General features: G+C 55.1%; 15 protein-coding genes. 7 read left to right on the forward strand and 8 right to left on the reverse strand.

Annotated features, from left to right (window positions below; all coding sequences use genetic code 11):
- The 5 genes from ACMHLI_RS03745 to modE form a co-directional block, all read right to left on the reverse strand.
- Positions 1–468 (reverse strand): galactokinase family protein (locus ACMHLI_RS03745; RefSeq protein WP_413528305.1); only part of this gene is annotated, 468 nt, incomplete at its 3' end.
- On the reverse strand, positions 468–1517 hold the full coding sequence (gene galT / locus ACMHLI_RS03750) for a galactose-1-phosphate uridylyltransferase (RefSeq protein ID WP_413528306.1): 1050 nt from the start codon (positions 1515–1517) through the stop codon (positions 468–470). The genes galT and ACMHLI_RS03745, both read right to left, overlap by 1 nt.
- Before the next feature lie 18 nt (positions 1518–1535).
- The gene (galE, locus tag ACMHLI_RS03755) at positions 1536–2552 is read right to left on the reverse strand and encodes a UDP-glucose 4-epimerase GalE (RefSeq protein WP_413528307.1); all 1017 of its coding nucleotides are present in this window, start codon (positions 2550–2552) and stop codon (positions 1536–1538) included.
- Positions 2553–2869: 317 nt separating this feature from the next.
- Complete coding sequence (gene modF / locus ACMHLI_RS03760) at positions 2870–4336, reverse strand: molybdate ABC transporter ATP-binding protein ModF (protein WP_413528308.1); 1467 nt, start codon at positions 4334–4336, stop codon at positions 2870–2872.
- 122 nt (positions 4337–4458) lie between these two features.
- The gene (modE, locus tag ACMHLI_RS03765; RefSeq protein ID WP_413528309.1) at positions 4459–5241 is read right to left on the reverse strand and encodes a molybdenum-dependent transcriptional regulator; all 783 of its coding nucleotides are present in this window, start codon (positions 5239–5241) and stop codon (positions 4459–4461) included.
- Between the two features lie 173 nt (positions 5242–5414).
- Here modE and ACMHLI_RS03770 point away from each other — a divergent pair, with 173 nt between their 5' ends.
- The 4 genes from ACMHLI_RS03770 (at position 5415) to modC (ending at position 8325) form a co-directional block, all read left to right on the forward strand.
- Positions 5415–5570, forward strand: coding sequence for an AcrZ family multidrug efflux pump-associated protein (locus tag ACMHLI_RS03770; protein ID WP_112166616.1), 156 nt, complete (start codon positions 5415–5417; stop codon positions 5568–5570).
- 232 nt (positions 5571–5802) lie between these two features.
- The gene (gene modA, locus ACMHLI_RS03775) at positions 5803–6573 is read left to right on the forward strand and encodes a molybdate ABC transporter substrate-binding protein (RefSeq protein ID WP_413528310.1); all 771 of its coding nucleotides are present in this window, start codon (positions 5803–5805) and stop codon (positions 6571–6573) included.
- Positions 6573–7262 (forward strand): molybdate ABC transporter permease subunit, encoded by a 690-nt coding sequence (gene modB, locus ACMHLI_RS03780; RefSeq protein WP_413528311.1) that lies wholly within the window; start codon positions 6573–6575, stop codon positions 7260–7262. The genes modA and modB overlap by 1 nt, the downstream gene beginning before the upstream one ends.
- 1 nt (position 7263) lies before the next feature.
- Complete coding sequence (gene modC / locus ACMHLI_RS03785; protein WP_413528312.1) at positions 7264–8325, forward strand: molybdenum ABC transporter ATP-binding protein ModC; 1062 nt, start codon at positions 7264–7266, stop codon at positions 8323–8325.
- Here modC and ACMHLI_RS03790 read toward each other — a convergent pair.
- Positions 8322–8585, reverse strand: a complete 264-nt coding sequence (locus ACMHLI_RS03790; protein WP_413528313.1) for a helix-turn-helix domain-containing protein — start codon at positions 8583–8585, stop codon at positions 8322–8324. The two genes, modC and ACMHLI_RS03790, sit on opposite strands and share 4 nt — an antisense overlap.
- 141 nt (positions 8586–8726) lie before the next feature.
- Between ACMHLI_RS03790 and ACMHLI_RS03795 the strand changes: the two genes are divergently transcribed.
- Positions 8727–8987: a helix-turn-helix domain-containing protein gene (locus ACMHLI_RS03795; RefSeq protein WP_413528318.1), complete on the forward strand. Its 261-nt coding sequence runs from the start codon at positions 8727–8729 to the stop codon at positions 8985–8987.
- A gap of 69 nt (positions 8988–9056) precedes the next feature.
- Here ACMHLI_RS03795 and ACMHLI_RS03800 read toward each other — a convergent pair whose 3' ends face one another.
- Positions 9057–9878, reverse strand: coding sequence for a pyridoxal phosphatase (locus ACMHLI_RS03800; protein ID WP_413528314.1), 822 nt, complete (start codon positions 9876–9878; stop codon positions 9057–9059).
- 207 nt (positions 9879–10085) lie between these two features.
- Between ACMHLI_RS03800 and pgl the strand changes: the two genes are divergently transcribed.
- Together pgl and ACMHLI_RS03810 are read left to right on the forward strand one after the other, a co-directional pair.
- Positions 10086–11087 (forward strand): 6-phosphogluconolactonase, encoded by a 1002-nt coding sequence (gene pgl / locus ACMHLI_RS03805; RefSeq protein WP_413528315.1) that lies wholly within the window; start codon positions 10086–10088, stop codon positions 11085–11087.
- Between the two features lie 250 nt (positions 11088–11337).
- The gene (locus ACMHLI_RS03810) at positions 11338–12849 is read left to right on the forward strand and encodes a methyl-accepting chemotaxis protein (RefSeq protein WP_413528316.1); all 1512 of its coding nucleotides are present in this window, start codon (positions 11338–11340) and stop codon (positions 12847–12849) included.
- Between the two features lie 98 nt (positions 12850–12947).
- Here ACMHLI_RS03810 and ACMHLI_RS03815 read toward each other — a convergent pair.
- Positions 12948–13598: pectinesterase family protein (locus tag ACMHLI_RS03815; protein ID WP_413528317.1), on the reverse strand; the 651-nt coding region annotated here is incomplete at its 5' end.

The following is a 13598-nucleotide window of genomic DNA, read 5'->3' on the forward strand; positions in this document are numbered from 1 at the left end:
GAGCGCCAGTGCAACGCCGTCCAGCGGCAAATCGTAAAGAGATTTCAGCGCCTGACCGACCGCCACTTCCAGCGATGCCGATGAGCTCAGCCCCGCGCCCTGCGGCACGTTGCCGCTTATCACCATGTCCGCGCCGGAGAAATCTTTGTTACGCAACATCAGATGTTTCACCACGCCGCGCACGTAGTTGGCCCACGGATGCGCGTCGCTGTGCAGGATAGGTTCGTCGAGCGAGAAGCTGTCTTCTTCGTTGTCGTAATCGGCGGCGATGACGCGGATCTGGCGGTCATTACGCTGGGCGCAGGCGATCACCGTTTCATAGTCGATGGCACATGGCAGCACGAAGCCGTCGTTGTAGTCGGTATGTTCGCCGATCAGGTTCACACGGCCCGGCGCTTTGATGGTGATGGTCGCAGGGTAGCCGAATTTATCAGCAAAGATTTCAAGGACTTTAGTTTTCAGATTCATTATTTTTCTCCGGCCTCACGATAATGGACATCACTCACCGCACGCAGACGTTCAGCGGCTTGCTCAGCCGTCAGGTCGCGTTGGGTTTCGGCCAGCAATTCATAGCCGACCATGAATTTACGTACCGTGGCTGAACGCAGCAACGGCGGATAGAAATGGGCATGCAGTTGCCAGTGTTCGTGGTCGCCCTCGGTAAATGGCGCGCCGTGCCAGCCCATCGAATACGGGAAGGAGCACTGGAACAGATTGTCGTAACGGCTGGTCAGCTGTTTCAACGCCAGCGCTAAATCACTGCGCTGTGCTTCGGACAAATCGGTGATGCGTTTGACGTGCGCTTTAGGCAGCAGCAACGTTTCGAACGGCCATGCCGCCCAATATGGCACCACGGCCAGCCAGTGTTCGGTTTCCACCACGGTACGGCTGCCGTCGGCCAGTTCGCGCTGCGCGTAATCAACCAGCATCGGCGAACCCTGCTGTTCAAGATACGTGCGTTGCAGACGGTCTTCGCGTTCCGCTTCGTTCGGCAGGAAGCTGTTGGCCCAAATCTGTCCGTGCGGATGCGGATTAGAGCACCCCATTGCCGCGCCTTTATTTTCGAAAACCTGCACCCACGGATAGGTCTTACCTAAATCCGCAGTCTGTTCCTGCCAGGTTTTGACGATCTCAGTCAGCGCTTCTACCGACAGCTGCGGCAACGTTTTGCTGTGATCGGGCGAGAAGCAAATGACACGGCTGGTGCCGCGCGCGCTTTCCAGACGCATCAGCGGATCGGTACTTTTCGGGGCAAACGGCGTATCCGCCATCAGCGCGGCAAAGTCATTGGTGAAGACGTGCGTGCCGGTATAGTGCGGATTCACATCGCCGGTGACGCGGGTATTTCCCGGGCACAGGAAGCAGTCCGGATCGTGCGTGGGCAGCACTTCATCGGAAACGGCTTCCTGCTGACCCTGCCACGGGCGTTTAGCGCGGTGCGGGCTGACTAAAATCCACTGATCGGTCAGCGGATTGTAGCGGCGATGCGGATGTTCAATCGGGTCAAACGTGGTCATAAAGATTCCTTATCCGCCTTAATTTGGGTAACCCTGAGGATTTTTTGACTGCCAGAGCCAGGTGTCATTCGCCATATCTTCCAGCGTGCGTGTCACCTTCCAGTTCAGCTCTTTCTCCGCTTTGGTCGGATCCGCCCAATAAGCCGGCAGGTCGCCGTCACGGCGTGGCGCAAAGGTATATTTCACCGGCTTGCCGCAGGCTTTGCTGAAGGCATTGATCACTTCCAGTACGCTCTGGCCAAAGCCTGCGCCGAGGTTATAAATGTGCACGCCGGGCTTGTTGTGCAGGGTTTTCATGGCTGCCAGATGGCCGTCGGCCAGATCGACCACGTGGATGTAATCGCGCACGCCGGTGCCGTCTTTGGTTGGGTAATCATTCCCAAACACCGCAACGGATTCACGACGGCCCACGGCCACCTGCGCGATGAACGGCATCAAATTGTTCGGTACGCCCTGTGGATCTTCACCCATCAGGCCCGACGGATGTGCCCCGACCGGGTTGAAGTAGCGCAACAGCGTAATGCTCCAGTCAGGTTCCGCGCGTTGCACGTCTTCCAGGATCTGCTCGACCATCAGTTTGCTGCGGCCATACGGGCTGGAAGGGTTGCCGGTCGGGAAGTCTTCGACATAAGGCGTTTTAGGCTGATCGCCATACACGGTGGCAGAAGAGCTGAAAATCAGGTTTTTGACGCCGGCCTCGCGCATCGCTTCCAACAGTACCAATGTGCCGGTGACGTTGTTGTCGTAATACGCCAGCGGTTTAGCGACGGATTCACCGACGGCTTTCCAGCCAGCAAAGTGGATCACTGAGTGAATTTTGTGTTCGCTGAAAATTTTATCGAGGATCGTACGGTCACGAATATCGCCTTCATAAAACAGCGGCGTTTTACCGGTCAGCGTATTAATACGCTCCAGCACGCTGACTTTACTGTTGTGAAGATTATCCAGAATGATTGGTGTATAACCCGCATCAATCAATTGCACGCAAGTATGACTCCCGATGTAACCGCTACCACCTGTGACTAAGACGTACATAATCGCTCCCCGATGATTATCAATGCTGCAACGATATCACGCTGCAAGGCTGAAAAAGGTGATCCATCCCCAATAAAATGGAATCGCTTACACAAACAGTTTAGCACCTTTCCACTGCGCTAAACAGCTGATACCAGCGGTAAGGAAAGTCAGCTGTAAAGCGCTACAGACCAGAAACGGCGCTAGGTGTAATCGCTTACACTCCTGATTTCGCATTATCTGAAAACGGTTTCCCGGTGATAAAGCGCCAGGCAGGGGAGGAAAGTGCGGGGAAAATGAGGAAAACAGGCCTTCCGTACCTGGAAGGCCACCACGTTTTAACGTTGTTCGATCTGGTACCGGTAGATATCGCCGTCCGCAATAAAGCTCAGACGATGCGTGATGCACTCAGGCGCATCTTCAGCGTGGTGCGATACGAACAACAGCTGGGTTTCTCCTTCGCCAATCAGAATATCGACAAAGCGGCGCACCAGCTGGCGGTTAATCGGATCCAGCCCCTGCAAAGGTTCATCGAGGATCAACAGCGCAGGGTGTTTGACCAGCGCGCGGGCGATCAGCGCCAGACGCTGTTGCCCCCAGGACAGGCTGTGGAACGGCGTATCTCCGGCTGCGCCACCGAGACCTAGCAAGGCCAGCCACTGGCTGGTGAGTAGACGTTGCCGGTCTGAAACCGCCTGATAAATGCCGATGGAATCGAAGAAGCCGGAGGTAATCACGTTACGCACGCTGGTGCTGACGCGGTAATCCAGATGCAGGCTGCTGCTGACATAACCGATGTGGCGTTTGATATCCCAGATAGTTTCGCCGCTGCCGCGACGGCGGCCAAACAGCGTCAGATCGTTGCTGTAACCCTGCGCGTGGTCGCCGGTAATCAGGCTCAGCAGGGTCGATTTCCCTGCACCATTTTGCCCGGTGATCTGCCAGTGCTGTCCGTGTTCGACCTGCCAGCTCAGATTGTGCAGGATTGGCTTGTCGTCGTACTGCACCACGCCGTTGCGCAGCACAATCAGCGGGCAGTCGGCAGGCGGACTGACGCGGGCAGTGGGATCTTCCGCTTCCGGGACCGCCATGCCGCTCAGGCTTTCGCTGTGGGCCAGCTGCGCCACCAGCGCATCGGCCATCACCTGTTCGCGCGGGCCGACGGAGGCCAGCGTGCAATCGGCCAGCACGCCGACGTTCTGCACAAATGCAGGAATATCATCGAAGCGGTTCAGCACCAGCACCATGGTCTGACCCTGTCCGGCCAGCGTGGCCAGCAACTCTGCCAGCTGGGCCCGCGCATTGACGTCGAGGCCGTCGAAAGGCTCGTCAAGCACCAGCAAGTCAGGCTGTTGCATCAGCACCTGGCACAGCAGCGTTTTACGGGTTTCACCGGTGGAAAGATATTTGAAACGGCGGTTGAGCAATTTCTCAATGCCAAACTGCGCGGCGAGGGCGGCACAGCGCGCCGGATCCTGCACCTCTTCCTGAATGATTTCAGCAGTAGTGCGGCCGGTATCGTCTTCACCTTCACTGAGCATATCGGTGTTGTTACGCTGCCATTCATCGGCCACCAGTTTTTGCAGTTGCTCGAAGGAAAGCCGGACGATGTGGGCAAAGCTGTTTTCTCGGGTGCCTTTTAGCAACGTGAGGTCGCCTGCCAGCGCGCGGGCCAGTGCGGATTTTCCGCTGCCGTTGGAGCCAACGAACGCCCAGGTATCAGCCTGCTGAACAGTGAGATCGGAAAGTACGAGGGTTCGGGTATCGCTCAGACGGAAAATGCCTTGCGAAATATGTAACGACATTTTTATCCCTTAATTCGAAATAATTATAAATTAAGGGATAAGCGCTGAGGTTCTCCGAGTCAATTGACAATTCTGCAAAGTGTCAGCGCTGATTCTGCAAGATTCTGATTATCAATGTTTTTTCAGCATAGCGTGGCAATAATCACTTTGTCATCATCAAACTGGGCAAACGCCGTCTGACCAGTTTCCAGCTTCAGCGTATGCATTTCCACGTTCGGCACCGTGGCGCACAACGTCTCGCCCCCGGTGAGTTTCAGCAGCACTTCGCTGTTCACGTCGCCGCGCTGAATGTGGGTCACGTCGCCCTGTAACGCGTTGTGTGGATTTTCGGCGCTGAACCCGAGGGTTATCCACGGCGCTTTGATCAGCACCAGCACTTCCTTGCCGGGCGTCAGCGTCAGACGGTCGGCGCTTTGCTCGGTAATGGCGGCGCGTATTTGTGTTTTCCCGTCGGCCAGCATCACATTGATATGCTGCTGCACGCTCTCATGGCTGCGTTCTACCACCTTGCCGAAGAACTGATTGCGCGCACTGGTCTGTAACGAGAAACGCGAAATGGCGGCCAGCAGGCTGTCGAGAGGCAGGGAATCTTCTTTAAGTACATCAAACGCTTTTTGCTGGATCTGCGCCAGCAACTCGTACAGCTGAATCAGACGTTCGCCGTAAGGGGTAAGGATTGCGCCGCCTCCGCCTTTGCCGCCGGTGCTGCGATCTACCAACGTTTCATCCGCCAGCTGGTTCATCTCGTTAATGGCGTCCCACGCGCTTTTATAGCTGATGCCTGCCAGTTTTGCGCCCTGGCTGATCGAGCCGGTGTGGCGTACCTGTCGCAGTAATTCGATACGGCGCGGGTCGGCAAATAGCCGCTCTTGTAGCCTGAGGGTTAACAGAATTTCAGCTTGCATATCAGCTTCCTTAATAGACGAAGATGTATTGTCGCCGTTATACCCGTCCGCAGGCAAGTTGGCGAAATGCTAAAGTAATTCCCGCCCCGTACTGCTATTATCTGTGACAGTCTGTCATACAGTTTATGAACATCGCCGCCGTTGTGCGATCCAGCCAGTCAAGTGAGGCTATCATGTTAGAATTAATCGAAAGTTTGGTATTTGCTGCCATCATGGTGCCGGTCTTCATCGCGGTGATCCTGGGTCTGATCTGGGGGCTGGGCACAGTCTTCAACGTTATTTCCGTTATCGGCCACTCTAAAGAGTCCCGCAGTAAGCCTCATTACTGAGTTGTCGTGAAGCAGTCTGAATCTGAAGAACCCGGCCATTGTGCCGGGTTTTCTTTTTTCTGCGGTCAGCGCAAATCCCTGAAAAAATATTTACCGCAGCCAGATCAACAAACTTCAAGTTCTGCCAGTTTCCGCCGATAAATCAGATGACAACCCATTTTCCTGCGCTATATTGTTGCCTACATAACGCATCATGTGATGTATGAATAACAGATAACAGGCGAGGAAAACGATGAAAGCTTCCTGGACAACATTATTTACGGCGACCGTGCTGATGGCAGGGCTAAACGTGCAGGCGCAGGCCGCAGACAAAATTACAGTCTTTGCCGCGGCGTCGCTGACCAACGCGTTGCAGGACATCGCGACGCAGTATCAGAAAGAGAAAGGCGTGCAGGTGGTGTCTTCTTTCGCCTCGTCTTCTACGCTGGCGCGTCAGATTGAGCAGGGCGCACCGGCGGATCTGTTTATTTCAGCCGATCAGCAGTGGATGGATTACGCCATCGGCAAACAGCAAATTGTCGATAACACCCGTTATACTCTTCTCGGCAATGAGCTGGTGCTGGTTTCTGCGAAAACCAGCAAAATCGATAAAGTCGATATCTCTGAAAAAACCGAGTGGCTGAAGCTGATTGGCGACAGTCGCTTAGCCGTCGGTGATCCGGACCACGTCCCTGCGGGGATTTATGCTAAAGAAGCGCTGCAAAAACTGGGCGCCTGGACCGTGCTGGAACCTAAACTGGCGCGCGCCAGCGACGTTCGTGGCGCTCTGGCGCTGGTCGAGCGTGAAGAAGCCCCGCTGGGTATCGTCTACGGTTCTGATGCCGTCGCCAGCAAAAAAGTGAAGGTTGTCGGCATCTTCCCGGCTGCAAGTCATAAGCCGGTGGAATACCCGATGGCTATTGTTAAAGGCCACGAAAATCCGACGGTCAGCGCGTTTTATCATTACCTGAAAACGCCTGCTGCCGCTGAGATCTTCAAACATTATGGATTTACGCCACGCTGATGATGTTGAGTGAATATGAGTGGCAGGCAGTCTTTCTCAGTCTGAAAGTATCGAGCCTGTCCGTAGTTTGCAGTCTGCCACTTGGTATTCTGATGGCGTGGATCCTGGTCCGCTGCCGCTTTCCCGGCAAATCCCTGCTCGACAGTATTATCCATTTACCGCTGGTGTTACCGCCAGTGGTGATTGGCTATTTGCTGCTGGTGGTGATGGGGCGACGGGGCGTGGTGGGCCAGTGGTTATATGACTGGTTTGGGTTTAGCTTCAGTTTCAGCTGGCACGGCGCGGTGCTGGCCTCTGCCGTTGTGGCGTTTCCGCTGATGGTGCGCGCTATCCGTCAGTCGCTGGAAGCCGTGGATCCGAAACTTGAGCTCGCCGCACGCACGCTCGGTGCGTCGCCGTGGCGGGTGTTTTTTACCATCACCTTGCCGCTGTCGGTGCCCGGAGTGATCGTCGGCGTAGTGCTGGCATTCGCGCGTTCGCTGGGCGAATTTGGCGCGACCATCACCTTCGTCTCAAACATCCCCGGCGAAACCCGCACCATTCCGCTGGCCATGTACACCCTGATTGAAACCCCCGGCGCAGAAGGCGCGGCGGCAAGGTTGTGCGTGCTGGCGATCCTGTTGTCTCTGGCGGCGTTACTGATTTCCGACTGGCTGGCGAAACGCAGCCGCACGCGGCTGGGAGGCTGACATGCTGGAACTGGATTTCAGTCAGCAGCTCGGTGAGCTGAATTTGCAGGTCACACAGACGTTACCGGCACAGGGCATCACCGCGATTTTCGGTTTGTCCGGCGCGGGGAAAACGTCGCTTATCAACGCCATCGGCGGTCTGACCAGGCCTGACAGCGGACATATTTCGCTCAATGGCCGGGTATTATCTGATGCCGACAACAAAATATTCCTGCCGCCTGAGAAGCGACGCGTGGGCTACGTATTTCAGGACGCGCGCCTGTTCCCGCATTATCGCGTGAAGGGCAACTTGCAATATGGCATGGCAGCGTCGATGCGCGGCCAGTTCGACAGCATAGTACAGCTGCTCGGCATTGAATCTTTGCTCGATCGCTTTCCATTGACGCTCTCAGGCGGTGAAAAACAGCGCGTGGCGATTGGGCGTGCGCTGCTGACGGCGCCGGAAATTCTGCTGATGGATGAGCCGCTGGCGGCGCTGGATCTCCCGCGTAAACGCGAGCTGATGCCTTATCTTGAGCGGCTGGCACAGGAAGTCAGTATTCCGATTCTGTACGTCACGCACAGTCTGGATGAAATTCTGCGGCTGGCGGAAAAAGTGCTGGTGCTTGACGCAGGGAAAGTACTGGCGATGGGCAATCTGGAGGAGGTCTGGGCGAGCAATGTGATGCGCCCGTGGCTGCCAAAAGAGGAGCAGAGCAGTGTGCTGAATGTCAGCGTGCTGGAACATCATCCGCGCTACGAAATGACCGCGCTGGCCATTGGCGATCAACGGCTGTGGATCAGTAAAGTCGATGAAGAACCGGGGACGCCTTTGCGGGTGCGGGTTAATGCCACCGACGTTTCACTGGTGTTGCAGCCGACGGCCAATAACAGCAGCATTCGTAACGTCCTGCCTGCGCAGGTGCTGGAATGTCTGGACGTGGGCCATCAGGTGGAAGTGAAACTGGCGATGGCCGGCCACATTATCTGGGCACGCATTACACCCTGGGCGCGGGATGAGCTGATGATCCGCGCCGGACAATGGCTGTATGCGCAGATCAAAAGCGTGTCGTTAAACCGTTAAGCTTTTGACGCGTTAAAGGTTTCATACAATGCCAGAACCTGTTCGGCAAAGTCGTCGTCCAGAATATAGAAATAGCATTCAGGCACGTTCAGCACGCGGGCAAAGTGACACAGGGTGTCGAAGTTCGGGCTGTACGTGCCGCTCTCATATTGCGACACCCTTGAGCGCGCCGTGCTCTCATCAATTCCCCCCAAAACGCCCAGTTTTTCCTGCGTGAGGTTGGCTTTTTTACGTGCTGATTTCAGTCGGTGAGCGATCATAGTCAATAACCATATAAACTGTATTGACGTCATGTTAAGCATCCCTTAACATATTGTTGTTTAGAGTTACTGAACGATGTTACTGGAAAGAGTAGACCACATTTCAATGACAGTACCGACAAAAAAGGAAGAACGATGAAAATGGAAAATGACTGGCATCCGGCGGATATCATTGCCGGACTGCGCAAAAGGAAAACCACGCTGGCTGCGGTCTCCCGTGAAGCCGGTTTAGGATCGTCAACGCTGTCCAACGCGCTGGCCCGCCCCTGGGCGAAGGGTGAGAGGATCATCGCCCAGGCATTGGGTGTGCCGCCTTCTGCTATATGGCCAAGCCGTTATTTCGACGAAAATCACCGTTTAATTCCGCGATGCATCAGGTCGGAAAAGAAGAAGACGGACTGATAAAACCTCTGGATTATCCTAAAACGCCTTCCTCAATGACAGAAGAGGGCGTTTTCTTTTATGGCCGCATCAGCTCAGCACTTTACTGCGGATAACGTCCGCAATGCCCGGCGTTTCATGGTCGCCAATCACCAGCGCGGCGCGCTCTTTAATGGCATCCGCTGCATTGCCCATTGCCACGCCTAACCCGACATTTTCAAGCATGCTCAGATCGTTGAAATTATCCCCAAAGGCGATTACGTCCTGCATACTCATACCCTGAGATTCGACCCACTCCTGCAAACGACGGCCTTTACTGTTGCCGCCTTTGGCGACGTCGACCTGATCGTGCCATGACCATTCGCAGGCCAGACCCAGTTCGTTTTCCACCTGCGCGGCAAAAGTATGCAGCGCATCGAGATCCTGATGTGACGTAGCAAATTTCCACACCGAGTGCGCATCGTCGGCCGCGTCGCGCAGGCTATTGACCTGTACGATGTTCGGGCGCTGGCCTTCCGGCAGCGTTTCGCCCCAGGCGATGGAACGGCTGACGTGGCCACTCGGTTGCTGGTAAAGCATCGCGTCATCGACATACAGCAAGCCGTGAATGCCGTGATACTCGAGCAAATCGACCACTTTTTTGGCCTTCACTTTATCCATCGGATCGGACGTCAGCACCTTACGTGCCTGATAATCATAGAGATAGGTTCCGTTACAGCAGATAGCCGGGGTGTCGAGTTGCAATGCCTGATAAAACGGATGGATCGCCACGTGATGACGTCCGGTGACGATAACGACTTTGATACCCTGAGCACGGGCGTCGGCCAGCGCGGACAAAGATTCAGGCAGGATGCGTTTTTGACGGTCGAGCAGCGTACCGTCGAGATCGAGTGCGATAATGCGATAAGTCATGGTCAGTCCATCATAAAGTGAGAGGATCGAAGAAATTATCACCATGTTACCGTGTTAAGCCTGCTAATTAAACCTGCAAACCCGTCAGACGTGGTGCAGTGAATGCCTTGCCGGCTCCCCGGTTTATTTAGGGCGTGGAGGGTTTGGGGTTGTTGGGTTATCCTGAACTACGCTTTCAAATCTAATGAGATTTAATAAGGAGTTGTGATGAAGCAAGTTGTCTACGTTGCCAGCCCTGATAGCCAGCAAATCCATGCATTTCGTCTGGCGGACAGTGGTGAACTGAGCCTGCTGCAAACCGTGGAAGTGCCGGGACAAGTTCAGCCGATGGTTATCCATCCTGACGGCCACCGCCTGTACGTAGGTGTGCGTCCTGCGTTCGGCGTTCTCACTTACCGTATTGATAGTGAAGGTATACTCGAAGAAGCATCGATGGCACCGCTGCCGGGCAGCCCGACGCATCTGGGAATCGATCTTCAGGGGCGCTTTGTGTTCTCGGCTTCCTACAGCTTCAATAACGTCAGCATTCATCCGCTGGATGAGCAAGGCCACGCACTCGCTCATACGCAGGTTCTGGAAAATATTCAGGCACCGCACTCTGCCAATATCGATCCGACCAACCAGTTGCTGATGATCCCCGCGCTGAAAGAAGACCGTATCCGTCAGTTCGATTTCAGCGTCAGCGGTGAAGCTACGCCGCATGATTCCGCTGAGCTGCGCACCGCCGAAGGTGCCGGTCCGCGCCACATGGCCTTCCACCCGAATCATCATTTCGCTTACTGCGTGAATGAGCTGAACAGCAGCGTGGACGTGTATCAGAAAGATGTCACCAGCGGCGAATACCGCCAGGTGCAGACGCTGGGCATCATGCCTGCCGATTTTACCGGCACCTGCTGGGCGGCCGACCTGCACATCACGCCTGACGGCAAATTCCTGTACGCGTCAGATCGTACCGCCAGCCTGATCTCCGTGCTGACCGTGTCCGAGGATGGCAGTGTGCTTGAACTGGTGGGGCATCACGCCACGCAAACGCAACCGCGCGGGTTCAATATCGATCACACCGGCAAGTTTGTTATCACCGCCGGTCAGAAATCTGACGCCATTGAAGTCGCGAAAATCAACCCTGAAAACGGTCAGCTGACGACGCTTAAAACCTACAGCGTAGGTAAAGGCCCGATGTGGGTGAGCATTCTGGAAATTCGTGGATAACAGAACTATTAATTAACGAGTTTAATGATTCGTTTGATATTGATGAATAATACCGCCACGTAATAATGATCAAGCCCCTGTATTAGGGGCTTTTTTGTTTCCTGAGCATCCCGTGCCATTGTTAAGACTTATTTTTATTACCCTCTAAACATTGTGCCTACCCGGTCGATAACTCTCCCGTTATTCACTCATTCTTCAGTGGCCCCGCCACTGTCAGAATCAGTCCATTTTGGAAATCAGGGAGAAAAAAATGAACGTACTTTCAGGGATCGCTGGCCGGGTTCGCCACGCCAATATCGCTAATAAACTCGGTGCCGGTTTTGCGCTGGTTCTGTTGCTGGGTTCCCTCGTTGCCGTATCCGGCATTTACCATCTGACCAACATCAATGAGCGGGCAGAAAAAGTGACGCTGCTAAAAACCGTTAACGATCTGCTGAGCAGCGCGAAGTTTTCCCGTCTGTCCTATATGGCGACCAAAGACCCTAAATTTGTGGAAGAAAACGCACAGGCGCTGGATAAGCTGGAAGCGAGGCTGGCGGATGTCGCCGCCTATTCGTGGGATGCCCGTGACCTTCCACTGGAAGAGGCGATGCCGGAAAACATCCGCCGTTATCGCGAAAGCTGGCAGCAAACGCTGAATCCTCCGGCCGGAAGCGACCCGAAAGAGATTGCTGCCCAACTCGCCGCTGCCGGGCTGGCGCTGACTTCGGCCTCCAACACCATGCTCGATCATGAAATTGCCAACACTCATCATGAAGTCAGCCAGACCATCAGTGAAATGGTGGGCATCGTCATCGCGACCATTATTGCCGGTGCTTTGATTTCATGGCGCATGACCCGTCAGCTGACCCTGCCGTTGCGCCGGACCTTAGCGACGGCAGAACGCATTGCCGCCGGTGATTTATCGATGCACGTCACCAGCCACAGTTCTGATGAGGTTGGCCAGCTGAGCCGCGCCATCGAAGGCATGAATAAAAATCTGCACGGTATCATTGGTAATATTCGCGAAGGGGTCACGCAGGTGACGCGTGCCTCCAGCGAGATTGCAGCGGGGAATATTGATCTCTCTGCGCGCACCGAAGAGCAAGCGGCTGCGCTAGGCCAGACCGCCGCAAGTATGGAACAGCTTACCTCTACGGTTAAACAAAATGCCGACAATGCCACACAGGCCAGCCAGCTGGCATCCGATGCCGCAGACACCGCCGCACGCGGAGGCAAACTGGTTAGCGACGTGGTGGGGGTGATGAAAGAAATTGCGGTGAGTTCGAAGCAGATTTCTGAAATCACTACCGTGATCAACGGCATCGCGTTTCAGACCAACATTCTGGCGCTGAATGCGGCCGTCGAAGCCGCCAGGGCGGGTGAGCAGGGGCGCGGATTTGCGGTCGTCGCCAGCGAAGTGCGTAGTCTGGCACAGCGCAGCGGTCAGGCAGCGAAAGAGATAGAAGGGCTTATCCAGAAATCAGTGGTTAATGTGAACAACGGTTCGCAGCTGGTGGCCAAAGCCGGAGACACGATGGAGGACATCGTCGGTTCCGTGCGCCACGTCACCCAGATTATTCATGAAATCGCATCGGCGTCGGACGAGCAAAGCCGTGGGATCAGCCAGATTGCGCAGGCCGTAGCGGAAATGGATACCGTGACACAGCAGAACTCGGCGCTGGTGCAGCAGTCTGCCAGTGCAGCGGCATCGCTTGACGAACAGGCGGTGAATCTGGAACGGACAGTTTCAGTATTCAGGTTGGGTAATGAGATGGCCTGAGTACTGAACGAGGAATAAAAAAAGCCGCCGGAGTTATCTCCTGCGGCTTTTTCTTTATCAGACCTGCGACGTCATCAGACCCGTGTTATCACTGCAAATTACTTCGCTGGCTGAGTCAGCACGTTGTTGTACTGCCACAGGCGGTTGAAGTTAGGATCGTTCAGGTCGCGCTGCTGTTTTTCATCTTTCGGTACGTTGCCGGCGAACGGACGGCCTGAGAACGCCGCGGCGCCCCACGGGTTCATCTGGTCGTAGCTGTTATCGAAGTTGCTGTCGCGGATCACCAGCTGGCTGTTCGGTGTGGTGCCCGGAACATAACCGCCTTGTGCAACGCCTTCATCCCATGCGCGGCCCATTTTGGCTTTCGCGGCTTGCTCGAAACCACGGTCGCCGGTCAGATTGCTGTCGGTGACCAGGAAACCGTAGGGGGCGTTCGCCGGAGTGTTCGGCGCAAAGATGGACGCTTCTTTCACGCCACGGCTGCTGACAGTGTGGAATTCAACATGGTCGAAGACCGCCACGGCACGGCCAAACACGTAATCCACGTCGCCGACGATCAGGCTGTTGTGCACATAAGCGCGGCTATAGCGTTTGTTATCGGTTTGGTTATGGATGTTGGCAGTGTTTACCATAAAGGTATTCTGACGGCCAATCAGACGTACGTTGTCGATAACCACGTTATCGCCATCAGTACGTAGCGCAACGGCGGAGTGATCGCCCGCGTCAACGGTATCGAGCAGGGCATTACC

This window comes from Rahnella inusitata, from assembly GCF_965118895.1.
In the GTDB taxonomy this organism is placed as follows: Bacteria; Pseudomonadota; Gammaproteobacteria; order Enterobacterales; family Enterobacteriaceae; genus Rahnella; species Rahnella inusitata_A.

Excerpts from the sequence above, each read along its gene's own strand:
- ACMHLI_RS03795 (WP_413528318.1), top strand. The coding sequence starts at position 8,727 with ATGGAAAATGACTGGCATCCGGCGGATATCATTGCCGGACTGCGCAAA.
- modA (WP_413528310.1), top strand. The coding sequence starts at position 5,803 with ATGAAAGCTTCCTGGACAACATTATTTACGGCGACCGTGCTGATGGCA.
- modC (WP_413528312.1), top strand. The coding sequence starts at position 7,264 with ATGCTGGAACTGGATTTCAGTCAGCAGCTCGGTGAGCTGAATTTGCAG.
- galT (WP_413528306.1), bottom strand. The coding sequence starts at position 1,517 with ATGACCACGTTTGACCCGATTGAACATCCGCATCGCCGCTACAATCCG.
- galE (WP_413528307.1), bottom strand. The coding sequence starts at position 2,552 with ATGTACGTCTTAGTCACAGGTGGTAGCGGTTACATCGGGAGTCATACT.
- ACMHLI_RS03770 (WP_112166616.1), top strand. The coding sequence starts at position 5,415 with ATGTTAGAATTAATCGAAAGTTTGGTATTTGCTGCCATCATGGTGCCG.
- modB (WP_413528311.1), top strand. The coding sequence starts at position 6,573 with ATGATGTTGAGTGAATATGAGTGGCAGGCAGTCTTTCTCAGTCTGAAA.
- ACMHLI_RS03800 (WP_413528314.1), bottom strand. The coding sequence starts at position 9,878 with ATGACTTATCGCATTATCGCACTCGATCTCGACGGTACGCTGCTCGAC.
- ACMHLI_RS03790 (WP_413528313.1), bottom strand. The coding sequence starts at position 8,585 with ATGATCGCTCACCGACTGAAATCAGCACGTAAAAAAGCCAACCTCACG.
- modE (WP_413528309.1), bottom strand. The coding sequence starts at position 5,241 with ATGCAAGCTGAAATTCTGTTAACCCTCAGGCTACAAGAGCGGCTATTT.
- modF (WP_413528308.1), bottom strand. The coding sequence starts at position 4,336 with ATGTCGTTACATATTTCGCAAGGCATTTTCCGTCTGAGCGATACCCGA.
- ACMHLI_RS03810 (WP_413528316.1), top strand. The coding sequence starts at position 11,338 with ATGAACGTACTTTCAGGGATCGCTGGCCGGGTTCGCCACGCCAATATC.
- pgl (WP_413528315.1), top strand. The coding sequence starts at position 10,086 with ATGAAGCAAGTTGTCTACGTTGCCAGCCCTGATAGCCAGCAAATCCAT.